13 protein-coding genes and 1 pseudogene are annotated in these 15974 nt (G+C 73.0%); 9 read left to right on the top strand and 5 right to left on the bottom strand.

The genetic code is table 11. From position 1 onward, the window contains the following. Nucleotides 1–91: 91 nt before the first annotated feature. The 3 genes from secD to QC282_RS11725 form a co-directional block, all read right to left on the bottom strand. Nucleotides 92–2335, bottom strand: coding sequence for a protein translocase subunit SecD (gene secD, locus QC282_RS11715; protein ID WP_279549214.1), 2244 nt, complete (start codon nt 2333–2335; stop codon nt 92–94). 651 nt (nt 2336–2986) lie between these two features. Continuing rightward, nucleotides 2987–3652 carry a response regulator transcription factor gene (locus QC282_RS11720; RefSeq protein WP_279549215.1) on the bottom strand — a complete coding sequence of 222 codons (666 nt, stop codon included), beginning with the start codon at nt 3650–3652 and terminating at the stop codon, nt 2987–2989. Beyond that, nucleotides 3649–4605 (bottom strand): sensor histidine kinase, encoded by a 957-nt coding sequence (locus QC282_RS11725; protein ID WP_279549216.1) that lies wholly within the window; start codon nt 4603–4605, stop codon nt 3649–3651. The genes QC282_RS11720 and QC282_RS11725 overlap by 4 nt, the downstream gene beginning before the upstream one ends. A 242-nt stretch (nt 4606–4847) precedes the next feature. Here QC282_RS11725 and QC282_RS11730 point away from each other — a divergent pair, with 242 nt between their 5' ends. The 4 genes and pseudogenes from QC282_RS11730 to QC282_RS11745 all read left to right on the top strand — a co-directional run bounded on the left by QC282_RS11730 (nt 4848) and on the right by QC282_RS11745 (nt 7464). Beyond that, entirely contained in the window at nt 4848–5177 is a 330-nt protein-coding gene (locus QC282_RS11730; RefSeq protein ID WP_279549217.1) for a TraR/DksA C4-type zinc finger protein, read from the top strand. 654 nt (nt 5178–5831) lie between these two features. Next, nucleotides 5832–6050 (top strand): annotated as a pseudogene (locus QC282_RS11735) (TraR/DksA family transcriptional regulator); the annotation flags it as partial. Then, the gene (locus tag QC282_RS11740) at nt 6047–6865 is read left to right on the top strand and encodes a rod shape-determining protein (protein WP_279549218.1); all 819 of its coding nucleotides are present in this window, start codon (nt 6047–6049) and stop codon (nt 6863–6865) included. The pseudogene QC282_RS11735 and the gene QC282_RS11740, both read left to right, overlap by 4 nt. Before the next feature lie 2 nt (nt 6866–6867). Then, entirely contained in the window at nt 6868–7464 is a 597-nt protein-coding gene (locus QC282_RS11745; RefSeq protein ID WP_279549219.1) for a hypothetical protein, read from the top strand. Between the two features lie 59 nt (nt 7465–7523). Here QC282_RS11745 and QC282_RS11750 read toward each other — a convergent pair whose 3' ends face one another. Further along, on the bottom strand, nt 7524–8372 hold the full coding sequence (locus tag QC282_RS11750) for an SGNH/GDSL hydrolase family protein (RefSeq protein ID WP_279549220.1): 849 nt from the start codon (nt 8370–8372) through the stop codon (nt 7524–7526). Nucleotides 8373–8738: 366 nt separating this feature from the next. Here QC282_RS11750 and QC282_RS11755 point away from each other — a divergent pair, with 366 nt between their 5' ends. The 5 genes from QC282_RS11755 (at nt 8739) to QC282_RS11775 (ending at nt 15419) form a co-directional block, all read left to right on the top strand. After that, a complete protein-coding gene (locus QC282_RS11755) occupies nt 8739–9293 on the top strand; it encodes a TetR family transcriptional regulator (RefSeq protein ID WP_279549221.1) in 555 nt (184 codons plus the stop codon). Nucleotides 9294–9425: 132 nt separating this feature from the next. Further along, on the top strand, nt 9426–10451 hold the full coding sequence (locus QC282_RS11760) for a LacI family DNA-binding transcriptional regulator (protein WP_279549222.1): 1026 nt from the start codon (nt 9426–9428) through the stop codon (nt 10449–10451). Between the two features lie 230 nt (nt 10452–10681). Further along, nucleotides 10682–11812, top strand: a complete 1131-nt coding sequence (locus QC282_RS11765) for a cellulose binding domain-containing protein (protein WP_279549223.1) — start codon at nt 10682–10684, stop codon at nt 11810–11812. A 130-nt stretch (nt 11813–11942) separates the two neighbouring features. Continuing rightward, nucleotides 11943–14135: a glycoside hydrolase family 3 N-terminal domain-containing protein gene (locus QC282_RS11770; RefSeq protein WP_279549224.1), complete on the top strand. Its 2193-nt coding sequence runs from the start codon at nt 11943–11945 to the stop codon at nt 14133–14135. A gap of 204 nt (nt 14136–14339) precedes the next feature. After that, a complete protein-coding gene (locus QC282_RS11775) occupies nt 14340–15419 on the top strand; it encodes a lytic polysaccharide monooxygenase (RefSeq protein WP_279549225.1) in 1080 nt (359 codons plus the stop codon). 92 nt (nt 15420–15511) lie between these two features. Here QC282_RS11775 and QC282_RS11780 read toward each other — a convergent pair whose 3' ends face one another. After that, complete coding sequence (locus QC282_RS11780; RefSeq protein ID WP_279549226.1) at nt 15512–15925, bottom strand: VOC family protein; 414 nt, start codon at nt 15923–15925, stop codon at nt 15512–15514. Nucleotides 15926–15974: the final 49 nt, after the last annotated feature.

Here is a 15974-nt window from a genome sequence, read left to right on the forward strand (position 1 = left end):
CCTCGAACACACGTCTTTCGGACGAAGAGGGCGCGGAGCGGCCCCGCCCTTCCGGGCCAAGGAGCCGCTCCGCCGCGGCGGTTGGCGGTGACTAGTGCCGCGCCTGCTTCCCCCGCCGGTGCAGCTCGATCGCGACGGGCGCCGCCGTGAACACCGAGGAGTACGTGCCGACGGCCACGCCGATCAGCAGGGCGAGGGCGAAATCGGCCAGGGAGTCCCTGCCCAGCACGGCCAGGGCGCCGAGGACGAGGCACGCTCCCAGTCCGGTGTTGACCGTGCGGGGCAGGGTCTGCAGGATCGCCCGGTTCGTGACGCGTACGAGGGGTTCCGCGCGGTCGCGGCGCAGCAGCTCCCGGATGCGGTCGAACACGACGACCGAGTCGTTGACCGAGTAGCCGATGACGGTGAGCAGCGCCGCGAGGAACACCCCGTCGACGGGCTTGCCCAGCCAGGCGAAGACTCCCACCAGGATCAGCACGTCGTGGGCGAGCGCGGCGACCGCGGCGGCTCCGAACCGCCACCTGAACCGCGCGGCCAGGTACAGGAGTTGGGCCGTCAGAGCCACGGCGAGCGCGACGAGCGCGTTGCGGCGCAGCTCCTCGCCCAGGCTGGGGCCGATGAGTTCGTCGCGGACCTTCTCGGTGTCGCCGCCGAGCGAGCCGACGGCCCGCGTGACCCTGGCCGCTTCGCCGTTGGTCAGCTCGGCGGTGCGGACCGTGAGACCGGTGTCGCCCGAGGACTGCACCACCGCCCGCGGGAACCCCGCGTCGGCCAGCGCCGTACGGGCCCGCTCGGGATCGACGGGCCGTGTGGTGGAGTACTCGACCAGACGTCCCCCGGTGAACTCGATGCCCAGGTCCAGGCCGCGCACCGCGACGCCCGACGCGGCCACGGCGAGAACGACGGCCGAGGCGGCCAGCCAGCGCCGCGGCCGACGCATCAGCCGCGGCGCCCGGCGCGTGAGCCGGTCACGGACCGCGCCGGTCGTCGCGATGCCGGTCAGGTGCGGGCGGCGGCGCAGCCACGCGCGGGACACGGCGAACTCGGCGAGCACCCGCGTGATCACCAGGGCGCTCACCATCGACGCGAGGACACCGATGCCGAGCGTGACGCCGAAGCCCTTCACGGGCCCCGAGCCGAGGAAGAACAGCAGGACCGCCGCGATCAGCGTGGTGACGTTGGAGTCGGCGATCGCGCTGAAGGCGTTGCGGAACCCGGCGGTGAGGGCGGAACGCGCGCTGGCGCGCCCGCCGTTGGCGTGTTCTTCCCTGGCGCGTTCGAAGACGAGCACGTTGGCGTCCACCGCCATGCCGATCGCCAGGACGAACCCGGCGAGGCCCGGCAGGGTCAGCGTGGCGCCGAGAGCGGCCAGCGCGGCGTACGACATGAGGCCGTAGCAGGCCAGCGCCACGACTGCCAGGGCACCCGCGAGCCGGTACACGGCGATGACGAACAGCCCCGTCAGCGCGGTGCCGACGACGGCGGCCCACGCGGCGGCGGTGATGGCGCGTTCGCCGAGCGCGGGTCCCACGGTGCGCTGCTCGACGGTCTCCACCGGCACGGGCAGCGCTCCGCCGTTGACGAGCAGGGCCAGTTCACGGGCCTCGGCGTCGGTGAAGGAGCCGGTGATCCGCGTGCTGCCGCCCGGGATGCCCGTGCCGCAGGCGACCGACGGATCGACCTGCGGCGAGGAGATGATCCGGTCGTCCAGCACGATCGCCACACGCCGCTCCGGGGCGCCGGCCGGATGGCAGGCGGCCTCAGCCGTCAGCCGCGTCCACGCGCCGCGCCCGGCGCTGTCGAAGTCGACGACGACGTGCCAGCCGGCGCCCGTCTGCTGGTCGAACCGGGCGGCGGCGCCCTTGACGCCCTGCCCGGTCATTGTGGCCGCCTTGAGCCGCAGGAACCCGCCGGACTCGTCGGGCAGGACGCGTTCCCGGGGCCGCTTCGGCAGGGGCTCGGACGCGTCGTCGGCGCGGTCGGCCGTGCCGAGCACCTGGTGGAAGGTGAGCTGCGCGGTCCGGCCCAGCACGTCGGCCGCCTTCCGGGGGTCGTGCACACCGGGCAGTTCGACGATGATGCGGTTGTCGCCGGAGCGGACCAGGGTGGGTTCGGCGACGCCGAGCGCGTCGATGCGGCCGCGCAGCACCTCCAGGGTCTGGTCGGTGGCCTCGCGGCCGGTCTGCGTGGCGGGGGTGGAGCGGGTTTCCAGCACGATCTGTGTGCCGCCGCGCAGATCGAGCCCGAGACGGACCGGCACGGCGACGGCGATGAACAGGGACACGGCGAGTACGGCGAGGGCGAACAACGCCCTCACCCGGGCGGAACGGATCAAGTGGAGCCTCCGGCGGGCACACCGCGGCGGCGCGCGGAGGCGGGGCCGGCCGCGGCGCGGTGAAGGGACAGGACAGGACGGGGCGTCAGATGCCGGCGGGCACCGGAGGCCCCCGGCCGCGGTCCTGGGTCCGGTGGTGCGGGTACGGAGGCGAGGGCCGGGCCGCCGGCCGGCCGGGCGCGAGGGCGGGCGGGTCGACGGCCGGAGAGCGGGGCGTGGTGGCGGCGAGCTGCCCGAGCGGGGCCGTACGTTCGCCGTGAAGTTCCTGACGGGTGCCCGCCCGGGCGGTGCAGGTGGCGGAACACCGGTCGTCGGCACGGGAGTCGGAGCCCGGTTCCGGTCTGCCGGCCGGGGCCGAATCGACGGCCGGGGCCGAACGGGCGCCCGGGGCCGAATCGACGCCCGGGGCCGAACCGGGGGCCGGAGCCGACCGGGCGACGCCCGGGGCCGAGCCGTCGTGCCCGGACGGCGGGCCGCCCCCGGTGAGCATGGCGAGCAGCGTCGCCACGACGGCCAACACGGCCACGGTCACGGCGGGACGGCCCCCGCGGACGCCGGGCGAGGGACGCGCGGGTGGCTGCACGCGGTTCGCCGAGCGGCCGGCGCTCCGGCACCGCATCCGCGCGCCCTCTCTCTTGCCGCCGCCGGACGTCAGGGCTCGACCAGGCCCGCGCGAATCGCGTACCGCGTGAGCTCCAGGCGGTCGCGCAGGCCGAGTTTGTGCAGCAGGTTCGTGCGGTGCCGCTGGACGGTCTTGACGCTGATGAACAGGATCTCCGCGATCTCCTTCGAGGAGTGGCCCTCCGCCACGAGCTTGAGGACCTCCTCCTCGCGGGGCGTGAGCACCCGGTCGGGCGCCTCCTCGCCGTGCCGGACGCGGTCGAGGTAGTTGCGGATCAGGGCGGTGACCGCGCCCGGGTAGAGGAACGGCTCGTCGCGCATCGCCGCGCGGCACGCGGCGACCAGGTCGCGGTCCGCGACGGACTTCAGCACATAGCCGCAGGCCCCCGCCTTGAGCGCCTGGAAGAAGTACTGCTCGTTGTCGTGCATCGTCAGCATCAGCACACGCAGACCCGGCCGCAGCGCGACGAGCTCACGGGCCGCCTGCAGTCCGGTCAGGCGCGGCATGGCGATGTCCAGCACGGCCAGGTCCAGGTCGTGGCTGCGGGCCATGTCCAGTGCCTCGGCGCCGTCACCGGCCTCGGCGACCACGTGCAGGTCCGGCTCCTGATGAAGGATGAGCCGCACCCCGCGCCGTACGAGGGCGTGGTCGTCGGCCAGCAGGATACGGATGGCGTTCGCGTCGGGCACCGTCACCGGCCCCCTTCGGCAACGGGCGCCGCGAGCCGCACCCGCGTACCGGAACGGCCGGGACCCGGCAGGATGTCCAGACTCGCGCCGATGAGGAGCGCCCGCTCCCGCATGCCGCGGATGCCGGCGCCCTCGCACGCGGCGCTGACCCCGCGGCCGTCGTCGGTGACGGCCAGCACCAGCGCGTCCCCGCTGGGCCGCAGCGACACCTCGATGCGCCGCGCGTCCGCGTGGCGGGCCGCGTTGGTGAGGCTCTCCTGGGCGACGCGGTACAGGACCAGCTCCGTCTCCGGAGCCAGCGCGGGCAGGTCGGGCGCGAAACGGCGCAGCACCTGAAGCCCGGTGTGGGTGGCGAAGTCGTGGGTGAGCGAGGTCAGCGCGCTGACCAGGCCGAGGTCGTCCAGCACGCCCGGCCGCAGCCGGCGCACCAGGCGGCGGACCTCGTCCAGGCTGTCGCGGGTGATCTCCTGCACCTGGTGCAGATCGTCGCGCAGGGGCACCTCCGCCTGGTCCGCGGCCCGTTTCAGGGCCAGCAGGATCGCGGTCATGCTCTGGCCGACCTCGTCGTGCAGCTCCTGCGCGATGCGGCGCCGCTCGGCCTCCTGCGCGAGCAGGGCCCGCGCGCTGCTGGTGGCGCGTTCCTGCTCCAGCCGGTCCAGCATGGCGTTGAAGGTGCGGATCAGCTCGGCGACCTCACCGCCGCCGTGGACCGGCAGCCGCTGGCCGGGACGCAGCAGGTCGACCGTGGTCATCAGCTTCGTCAACCGGTCCAGCGGGGCCAGACCCCAGCGCAGCAGCGCGCCGTTGGCGACCAGCATCACGGCGAGGCCGCCCACCAGGATTACGGCCTCGGTCAGCAGGACCGGCACGGACACGGTCACCGGAGCCCACAGCAGCAGCGCCGTGGCCGTACCCAGCACCACGGCGTTGAGCCCGAAGATCCGCCAGAACAGCGACACCGCGGTGGAGCCTCCCTCGAACTGCGGCTCGTCCCGACCGAGCCTGCCGACAGCCTGCCCGCTCCCGCGCACCCGGGTCGATGGGGCCTGACCCCCATTTCCGGGCGCGCGGCATGCCCCTCCCCGGCCGGCATGGAGACCGCGACCGCACCGAAATGGGGCCTGCGCCCGATGGGCGTCCGCCCCCGAGGCGACCAGAGTTGAGACACCGTCCGCCCCTCACCGCGAGAGAGGTACCCACCATGTCGCTCGACGGCGCCGCCCCCACCGAACGGCAGCTCCAGCGCCCGAGCGCCCACGAGGCCCGGCAGCGTCTCGAACACGCCCGTGCCACACGGCTCACCCAGCTGCGGGCCCTCGACGCGGCCGGGCACGCCCCGGACGACTACGTGGCGGCCGGGCAGCGCGACGCCATCGAGCGCGCGCTGAAGGAGATCGACGACGCCTTCACCCGGATCGAGGACGGCACCTACGGCACCTGCCGGGGCTGCGCCAAACCCGTCCCCGCCGAGCGGCTGGAGATCCTGCCGTACACCCGCCACTGCGTCGCCTGCGGGCGCCGCGCCGCCTGACCGGCACACGTCCCACCGTCGACTCCGTTCCGCACAAGGGGTGCAGTGGTGAATCACCAGACCGTCGGCAATGGCGCCGCCACCCATCTCACACCGGATGACCTGTCGGCCCTCCGCGCCAACCTGCGCGAACAACGGCGCTTCCGCCTGGAGCAACTGCGCCAGATCGAGGCCGACACCGCCGCGCGGAGCGGGGATGCCGCGTCCGGCACGGACGTCGTGCCGCGCGACGCGGACGTTGCGCTGCGCGCGGACACCGGGCCGGTCGTCGGCACCGGCCCGGTCGTGGACGCCGCGCCGGTCGTCCACGCCGCGCCGGACGCGCACGGCAGCCGGACCACCCTGGGCGCCTCTTCGCCCACCGTGAATGCCTCGCCGTATACGGGCGTCAGCCCGGCCACCGTGAACGTCTCGCCGAGTGCGGGCACCTCCTCGCCCACCGTGAACGTCTCGCCGGGTACGGGCACCGCCTCGCCCACCCCGACAGCCCCGCTCACCACGGCACCCGCACCCCCCACTGAACCCCTCCCGCGCACTGGCATCACCCCGCCCACGGACTCGCTGCCGCACACCAACGCCACGCCACCCACCCCAGCCGGCGAGCCGCCGGCCGCCCCACCCCCGGCTGCCGCACCCCCGGCCGCCCAGCCGGTCGACCAGTCCGCCGCCGCCCGGGACGAAGTGCGTCTCAAGCTCTCCGCCTCGGCCCGTATGGTCCTCGCGGACGTCGAGGCGGCCCTGGTGCGCATGGCCGAGGGGCGTTACGGCACCTGCCTGCTGTGCCGGCGTCCCATCCCGCGCGAGCGTCTGGCGATCGTGCCGCAGGCCCGCTACTGCGCCCGCTGCCAGCAGGTCAGGGAGGCCGGCCGATGACCACGACACCCCGCCGGTGCCCGGCCGTCCGGCAGCGTCCCCGGCCGTTGTGCCGGCCGTGCTGCGGGATCGCCCTGGACCTGGGCAGCTCCCGCACGCGTGCGTGGATCGCCGGTCGCGGGCTGATCCTGGACGTGCCGACGGCGGCGTTCCCCGGCGGCGGCACGGTCCGCCCGTCACGGCGCGCCGCCGGCCTGGACGCCACGGCGACGGCACGCATGCTCGACCGGCTGCTCGGTCACCGCCTGCCCCGCCTCGCCCGCCCGCTGGTCGTCGTGGTCGCGCCCGTGCTGGACGGGGTCGCCTACCGGGCCGGGGCGCGTACGGCCGTGGAGGTGCTGCGTCCGCGGAGCGTGCTCACCGTCCCCGGCGCGCGGGCGATCGCGCTGGCGGCGGGCGTCGACCTGTCCCACCCGCGGCTCGTCGTGGACGTCGGTGCCCAACTCACCGAAGTCGTCCTGCTGTCGGACGGCGCCGTCACCGATGCCCGCCGCGCCGCTCTGGGCACCGCCGACCTCGGCACCGTGGCGCCCGCGCGGATCGGCGAGGCGGTGGCCGACATGGTGACGGCGATGCTGCGGCAGGACCGCACCCCGCTCACCTCGGACGCCCTGCTGCGGGGCGTGCTCCTGGCCGGCGGGGGCGCCCTGCGTCCCGAGCTCGTCCACGACCTGGCCCGCAGGCTGGACGCGCCGCTGCGTCCGGTGCCGGCGCCGCACACCGCGGCCGTCCGGGGCGCCGCGCTGCTGCTGGACGCCGCGCACCGCCACCCGGCCACCACGGGAACGGTGCCGCCTCCCGAACCCGCCGGCTGACCGTGCCCGCGCACGGACTCCCGCGCGTCGCACTGTGGCGGTGGCGGCGCAACCCGCTGCGCCGGCGCACCGATCGGATACAGGGCTGGATCGGTCTCGCCGTCCTCCTGGTCGTCCTGTCGGTCGCGCCGGCCGCGGCGTGTCTGGCGGGCGACGCGGCCCACCGCCACTACGCGGCGATCGCCCAACTTCAGTCGCTGACACGGCAGTACACCACCGCCGTTCTCGTCCACGACGCCCCGAGGCACCCCGAGCCGGGATCGGCCGAGGAGAAGAAGACGCGCTACGAGGCCACCGTCCGCTTCACCGGCCCCGACGGGCGCCCGCGCACGGCGAGGACCGAGGTCCGGCCGGGGCTGCCCGCCGGCAGCGGCGTCCCCGTCTGGGTCGGTCCGGACGGCCACCTCACCGACCCGCCGCTGACCGCCGTGCAAGTACGCGGTCGCAGCAAGGGCTGGGCGGTCATCGCCGTCCTGACCGTCGGCGTCACCGGAGCCGTCATCAACGCCGTCGCGGGCCTCGTCCTGCGCCGGCGCAATCTGGCCGCCTGGGAGGCGGCCTGGGCCGAGACCGCCCCGCGCTGGACGAGCCGTTCCTGACCTTCCGGGCCGGCGCGCGCCCCCCGGCCCGGTCGAACAACGGGCGGTGCGGCGCCGGATCAGTCCAGGCCGAGCGTGTCCATCGTCTGCTCGGCCATCCGGGACTCACCGAGCGCGTTGGGGTGGACCGGCACGACGTTCTGCCCGAACAGCAGCGGCTCGATCCACCGGGTGCCGCTCGGCTTGCACGCGTCGTGGCCCTCCGACGTACGGGAGAAGTCCACGTAGGTGGCGCCGGTCTCGCCGGCGGCGCGTGCGACCACGGCGTTGAGGTGCGCCTGGATCGCGCGCAGGTACGGCACGTCGCCCGAGGCGATGGGCATCTTCACGAAGCAGGACGGGTCGGCGGTGGCCGGCATGATCCACGGGTAACCCAGCACCGCCACACGGGCGTTGGGCGACTTGGCCCGCACCTTCTGCAGAGCGGCCTTCAGCGCCGGATACGTACTGGAGTCGATCTTGTCGTCGAAGGAGCTGCCGTACAGGTCCTTGCACGGGCTGCCGTGACCGCCGCTGAGGAGCCCGGCGGTGCCGCAGGCGAGCATGGCGCCGATGAAGGTGTTGTTGTCGTTGCCGCCGATCGTGAGCGTCACCAGGTCGGTGTCCTGGCGCAGCGCCTCGATCTGCGGCGCCACGCCGGGGTACTGCGCCTCGGTGAAGTGCTTCGTCTGCGCGGCGCCGCAGGTGACGTCCGTGAGCCGGGCGCCGGTGCGGGAGGCGACGACCTTGGGGTAGTTCGCCTTCGAGCGCAGGCACAGCGGCGAGGTCAGGTCGACGGGCAGTACGCCCGAGCCCGCGCTGTAGCTGTCGCCGAGGGCGACGTAGTCGAGGGGCGTGGTGGCGTGCGCGGCGGGTCCGGTGAGCGCGAGGGCGGCCACGGAGGTCACGGCGGTGGCTGTCGCGGTCATGACATGACGGAGGGCGGGCATCGGCGTCTGCTCTCTCTTCTCGACCGCGGCGCACCATGAGCGGGCACGGCGGTACCCCGGGCGGGCCGGGTGCGGAAAACGGGCGGCTCAAGCAGTCGAATGGTCGGCTCGGACGGTCGAGCCGTGGGCTCGGGCAGCTGGAACGGGCGGCTCGGCGAACCTCGTGCGGGGTTACCGCGTGGTTCTACCGATAGGTAATGTGCGGCCGGTCCGCCCCGGAGTCAACTATGTTGACCGACCTTCTTGAATTCCACACGACCGGAGCCACGGGCGACCCGACCGCTCACAGGAACCCCCCTCGGTCCACGGGACGCGAGGGCCGCCCCGCCACCTATCCTGGCGGGCATGCCGCAGACCGGACCCGGTACGACGACGCGCGAGGCCATCCACGCAGCAGCGACCCGGCTCTTCAGGGAACAGGGCTTCGCCCGGACCACCGTCCGCCAGATCGCGGCAGCCGCCAAGGCGGACCCGGCGCTGGTGATCCGCCACTTCCGCAGCAAGGAACTGCTGTTCCTGGAGACGATGCACCTGACCATCGACGACGAACCCCTCCTCGACGTACCGCTGGAGCAACTGGGGGAGAAGCTCGTCGAACTCCTCGTCGACCTCGACGGATCCGCCCGGGACATCTTCCTGGCCCTGGTGCGCGGCAGCGGCGAGAAGCAGATCGCCGAGCGTCTGAGGGTCAGTCACGAGACCACGTTCGTACGGCCGTTGCGAGCGCGGCTGACCGGACCCGACGCCGACGTCCGCGCCCGGCTCGCGGGCGCGATGGCCGCCGGACTGCTCTACGCGCTCTGGCTGGCCGGCGACGGGACACTGCTGCGCGCCGACCGCAAGGAACTGGTCACCCGGTACGGGCCACTGCTCCAGGAGGTGCTCACCCCACGGGCATGACCACCGCCCCCGGCCCGCACGGCCACCGCGAACACCCCTGCCGAGGGCGCGCCAGGTAGAGACCAGTCCGAGACCCGTCGATCGCGCCGGTCCCTGCCCTTACTATCGGGTGATCGCGTGGGGGAGGTCGACATGGGCAGCAGGCAGCGCCCGGGCACGCCGACGCTGGAGGAGGTGGCCGCTCTCGCCGGAGTCGGCCGGGGGACCGTCTCCCGCGTCGTCAACAACGCCGCAGGCGTGCGCGATTCCACGCGCCGCGCCGTGGAGCGCGCCATCGCGGAACTCGGCTACGTGCCCAATCTCGCGGCACGCTCCCTGGCCGGGCGGCGCGCGGACGCCGTCGCGCTGGTCATGACGGAGCCGGACTGGCGGCAGTTCGGCGAGCCGTTCTTCTCCGCGGTCGTCGGCGCGGTCGGCGACGCGCTGACCGACACCGGCGTACAACTGCTGCTCACCCTGGTCCGTACGGACGTCGAACGGCAGCGGTTCGTGGAGTACGCGCGCGGCGGCCGGGTCGACGGCGTGCTGCTGATGTCCGTGCACGCCAAGGACCAGCTGCCCGACATGCTCTCCGAGGCCGGCCTGCCCACCGTCATGCTGGGCCGGCGCTCGGGCGACGAGAGCGTCACCTACGTCGACGCCGACAACGCCGGCGGGGCCCGCAGCGCGGTCACCCACCTGCTGCGCACGGGACGCAAGGCCATCGGGACCGTCACCGGGCCGCTCGACATGTACGTCGCCCAGTGCCGGCTGCGCGGCTACCGCGAGGCACTGGAGCGCGCGGGTGTCGAGATCCGGCCGTCCCGGATCGTGGAGGGCGACTTCACCGAGCGCAGCGGGCGCCTGGCGACCGCCGAACTCATCGAGCGGGACCCGGAGATCGACGCCGTGCTCGCCGCGTCGGACACCATGGCCGCGGGAGCGCTGAGCGCGCTGCGCGCGGCGGGACGCCGGGTGCCGGAGGACGTCGCGGTGATCGGTTTCGACGACTTCGAACTGGCCCAGCACACGGAGCCGCAGCTGACGACGGTCCGTCAGCCGGTCGAGGAGATCGGCCGGACCATGGTGCGGCTGCTGCTGGAGGAGATGGAGGATTCGGCGGTCGCCTGGCGGCACGTCATCCTCCGCACGGAGCTGGTGCGGCGCGCCTCCGCGTGAGCCGAATGTTTCGGGAGCGCTCCCAGTCGACTCGAGTGCGTTGTGGATCAGGTGTGTTGACCTGCGGCTTCGAAATTGGTTCGACGCGATTGCCGCGCGCGGGGTTGTCAGGGGCATGGACGGCTTCTACAGTCCCGTCCGAACCGGGAAATGGGAGCGCTCCCATCAGTGGGGAGATGGGAGCGCTCCCACCCGCTCGTCATCCGCACCCTCCCGGAGAGGCCCCCCGCATGCGACCGTTACCGCGTCACATCCGCGCCGTGCGCGGACTGCTGGCCACGATCCTCACCGCTCTCGCCTCCGTCGCGGCCCTGGTGACCGCGACGGCACCGGCCCAGGCGGACACCACCATCTGCGAGCAGTTCGGATCGACCACCATCCAGGGACGCTACGTCGTCCAGAACAACCGCTGGGGCACCAGCGAGACCCAGTGCGTCACCGCCACCGACACCGGCTTCCGGCTCACGCAGGCCGACGGCTCGGTGCCCACCAACGGCGCCCCGAAGTCGTACCCGTCGGTCTTCAACGGCTGCCACTACACCAACTGTTCGCCGGGCACCAACCTCCCCGCGCAGGTCAGCAGCATCTCCAGCGCGCCGTCCAGCATCTCCTACGGCTACGTCAGCAACGCGGTCTACAACGCCTCGTACGACATCTGGCTGGACCCGACGCCCAAGACGGACGGCGTGAACCGGACCGAGATCATGATCTGGTTCAACAAGGTCGGCCCGATCCAGCCGATCGGCTCCCAGGTCGGCACGGCCAGTGTGGGCGGGCGCACCTGGCAGGTGTGGTCGGGCAGCAACGGCTCCAACGACGTGCTGTCCTTCGTCGCCCCGTCGGCGATCTCCAACTGGAGCTTCGACGTGATGGACTTCGTCGACGCGACCGTCGCCCGCGGAATGGCCCAGAACAACTGGTACCTGACGAGTGTTCAGGCCGGCTTCGAGCCGTGGCAGGGCGGCGCGGGTCTCGCCGTGAACTCCTTCTCGTCCACCGTCAACACCGGCGGCACCGGTCCGGGCGGTCCCGGCAACCCGGCGGCGGCCTGTGAGGTGCGGTACGCGACGACCGTCTGGTCGGGCGGCTACACGGCCGACGTCACCGTCAGGAACAACGGTTCCGCGCCGGTCGACGGCTGGAAGCTCGCCTTCACGCTGCCCTCCGGACAGCGCGTGACCAACGCCTGGAACGCCACGGTGAGCCCGTCCTCGGGCGCCGTCACGGCGAGCCCGCTCGCCCACAACGCGCGGATCGCCGCCGACGGCAGCCAGACGTTCGGCTTCCAGGGCACGTACAGCGGCACCTTCGCGAAGCCGAGCGGCTTCAGTCTCAACGGCACCGCCTGCACCAGCGTGTGACCCCCGGCGGCGGGACCGTCCCCACCGCCGCCGCTTCCCCACCGTTCCGGGACCCGCCCGCTTCCCCTGCGCCGACAGGGCGGGTCCCGGAGCACCACCGACGTGGACCGCCTCGGAAAGGCCGTTCCCCATGAGCCTCACGCCGTCCGTCCGCCGCCCGGCCGTCGTGGCCGCGCTGTGCGCCGTGGCCCTCGCCCTGACCGGGCTGACCGCCGCCGCCCCGTCCCCCGAACGCGTCGCCGCCCACCCCTACCAGGACCCGTCCCTGCCGGTGGCGGACCGCGTCGACGACCTGCTGGCCCGGATGACGCAGGCCGACAAGCTGGGCCAGATGACGCAGATCGAGAAGGACGCGCTGGCCGCGCAGTCCGACCTCGCCGCGTACCGCATCGGGTCGGTGCTCTCCGGCGGAGACTCCACCGTCAGCCCCAACAACGCCCAGACCTGGGCCGACACCTACGACTCGCTCCAGCGGACCGCGCTCGGCACCCCGCTGGGCATCCCCATGATCTACGGCATCGACGCCGTGCACGGCCACAACGCGGTGCGCGGCGCCACGATCTTCCCGCACAACATCGGCCTCGGCGCCACCCGCGACCCGGCACTCGTCCAGCGCATCGGGCGCGCCGTCGCCGAGGAGATGGCCGGCACCGGCATCGACTGGGACTTCGCGCCCTGCCTCTGCGTGGCGCGCAACGACCGCTGGGGCCGCACCTACGAGTCGTTCGGCGAGAAGCCCGAACTGCCCACGGCGATGGCCACGTTCGTCACCGGCATGCAGGGCGCCACGCTGGGCGCCGACCCCGCCTCGGTGCTCGCCACCGCCAAGCACTACCTCGGCGACGGCGGTACCACCGGGGGAGTGGACCAGGGCAACACGGAACTGTCCGAGGCCGAGCTGAGGTCGATCCACCTGCCGCCCTTCCAGGAGGCCGTGAAGCGGGGCGTCGGCTCGGTGATGCTGTCCTACAGCAGCTGGAACGGTGTACGGTCGCACGCCCACAAGTACCTGGTCACCGACGTGCTCAAGCGGGAGCTGGGCTTCTCCGGGTTCGTGGTGTCCGACTGGGCGGCCGTCGACCAGCTCGACGGGCAGACCGGCTTCACCGGCGCCGAGATCGCGACCGCCGTCAACGCGGGCGTCGACATGGTGATGGTCCCGCACGACTACAGGAAGTTCCTCACCCTGCTGCGCGGCGAGGTCGACGCCGGCCGGATCAGCGCCGCGCGCATCGACGACGCCAACCGGCGCATTCTCACCAAGAAGTTCGAACTCGGCCTGTTCGAACGTCCGTTGACGGACCGCTCGTACACCTCGACCGTCGGCTCCGCCGAGCACCGGGCGCTCGCCCGGCAGGCCGTGCGCGCCTCGCAGGTGCTGCTGAAGAACGAGGGCGGCGTCCTGCCGCTGGCGAAGAACGCGAAGCTGTTCGTCGCCGGCAAGTCGGCCGACGACATCGGCAACCAGAGCGGCGGCTGGACCCTCGGCTGGCAGGGCCGCAGCGGTCCCGTCACCGAGGGCACCACCGTCCTCCAGGGCATCCGCGCCGCCGCCACCGACCCCTCCCGCGTCACCTACGACCGTTACGGCAACGGCGTCGACGGCAGTTACGCCGCCGCCGTGGCCGTCGTCGGCGAGACACCGTACGCCGAGATGCGCGGCGACCGCCCCGGCGCCATGGGTCTCGACCAGGAGGACCTGGGGACGCTGGCCAGGCTGAAGGCGAGCGGCGTGCCCGTCGTCGTGGTCCTGGTGTCCGGCCGCCCGCTCGACATCGCCGCCCAACTGCCCGACTGGAAGGCGCTGCTGGCGGCGTGGCTGCCGGGCACCGAGGGCAACGGCGTGTCCGACGTGCTGTTCGGCGACCACGCCCCGACCGGCAGGCTGCCGGTGACGTGGATGCGCAGCGCCTCCCAGCAGCCCGTCAACGACGGGGACGGCAAGACCCCGCTGTTCCCGTACGGCCACGGTCTGACCTACGAGGAGCGGCCCGCCCCGGACCCGGATCCCACGCCGGAGCCGGGCGACAAGGCCTGCACCGCCCAGTTCAAGGCCGGTTCGTCCTGGTCCGGCGGATACCAGGCCGAGGTCACCGTCAAGAACACCGGCACCGGCCCGCTCACCGGCTGGTCCGTCGGCTGGGACCTGGGCGGCTCCACGATCACCAATCTCTGGAACGGCTCCCTGACCGTGGCCCAGGGCCGCGCCACCGTCCGCAACAGCTCCTTCAACGGCACGCTCGCGCCGGGCGCAACCGCGTCGTTCGGCTTCACCGCGAACGGCACCGCGGGCACACCCGCCCCGGGCTGCGCCGGCACCTGAGCGAACCGCCGGTCCCTGGTCAGCCCGCCCCCGAACACCCTCGCCCGTCCGGTGGGAGCCGCCCCGGACGGGCGGGGGCTCCAACGCCTCCGTCCCGCGGCCACCGGCCGGGGACGGAGGGCACCCGCACCACAGAACGGCAGATCCACCAGAACGGCAGATCCACAGAACCGCAGAACTGATCCTTTCGGGACAGGAGAGCCCATGTCATTACGCACGAGACTCATCTCCCTGGCGGCAGTGCTGGCCACACTGCTCGGCGCGCTCGGCCTGACCCTGCTCGGTCAGGGCAAGGCCGAGGCGCACGGGGTGGCGATGATGCCCGGCTCGCGCACCTACCTGTGCCAGTTGGACGCCATCACCGGCACCGGTGCCCTGGACCCGACCAACCCGGCCTGCCGGGACGCCATCAACCAGAGCGGCGCCACGGCGCTCTACAACTGGTTCGCCGTCCTCGACTCCAACGCGGGCGGGCGCGGCCCCGGTTACGTGCCGGACGGGAAGCTGTGCAGCGCCGGTGACCGGTCGCCGTACGACTTCCGCGCCTACAACATGGCCCGCAGCGACTGGCCGCGCACCCATCTGACGTCCGGCGCGACCATGAAGGTCCAGTACAGCAACTGGGCCGCGCACCCGGGCGACTTCCGGGTCTACGTCTCCAAGCCGGGCTACTCGCCGAGCACCGAGCTCGGCTGGGACGACCTGGAGCTCATCCAGACCGTTACCAACCCGCCCCAGTCCGGCTCGCCCGGCACCAACGGCGGCCACTACCACTGGGACCTGAAGCTGCCCTCGGGCCGCTCCGGGAACGCGGTGATCTTCATCCAGTGGGTGCGCTCGGACAGCCAGGAGAACTTCTTCTCCTGCTCCGACGTCGTCTTCGACGGCGGAAACGGTGAGGTCACCGGCATCCGGGGCGGCGGCAGCACGCCGAGCCCGAGCCCGACGACGCCCACCCCCGACCCGACGCACACCGGGTCCTGCATGGCCGTCTACAAGATCGTGAACTCCTGGAGCGGAGGCTTCCAGGGCTCCGTCGAGGTCATGAACCACGGCACGCAGCCGCTGAACGGCTGGGCCGTGCAGTGGAAGACCGGCGCCGGTACGAAGATCACCAGCGTCTGGAACGGTTCGCTGTCCACGGCCTCGGACGGCACGGTCACCGTCAGAAACGCCGACCACAACCGGACCGTCAGTGCCGACGGCACGACAACCTTCGGCTTCACCGCCACGTCGACGGGCAACAACCTGCCCGCCGGCACCATCGGCTGTGTGACGCCGTAGCCGTGACGCCGTAGCCCGTACGGCACGCCCGGGAGCGCCGCGCCGCGCCGCCACGCGCGGCGCTCCCCTCGTCGTCCCGGGGACGGCGCGCGTCAGCCCTGCGGCTGCGAGATGTTGACCATCCAGGGGATGCCGAACCGGTCGGTGCACATGCCGAACACGTCGCCCCACATCTGCTTCTCCAGCGGCACGGACACCGAGCCGCCCTCGGACAGCTTCTCCCAGTAGCCGCGCAGCTCGGCGTCGTCCTCACCGCTGAGACTGACGGAGAAATTGTTGCCCGGGCTGTGGTCCATCCCCGGTGGGACGTCGGCGCCCATCAGGGTGAAACCGGCGGGGGTCTCCAGCATGGCGTGCATGACCTTGTCGGCGTTCGGCGCGTCAGCCTGGCCGAAGTCGCCGTAGCTGTTGAGGGCCAGGGTGCCGCCGAAGACGTCCTGGTAGAACTCCATCGCCCGGCGGGCGTCACCGTCGAAGCTGAGGTAGGGATTGAGGCGCGAGGCCATGGGAACCTCCTGAAAATCGGGCGGGAAGCCGTTTTCGAGCACCGTAACG

Origin of the sequence: Streptomyces sp. DH24, from assembly GCF_029813775.1 — a bacterium.
In the GTDB taxonomy this organism is placed as follows: domain Bacteria; phylum Actinomycetota; class Actinomycetes; order Streptomycetales; family Streptomycetaceae; genus Streptomyces.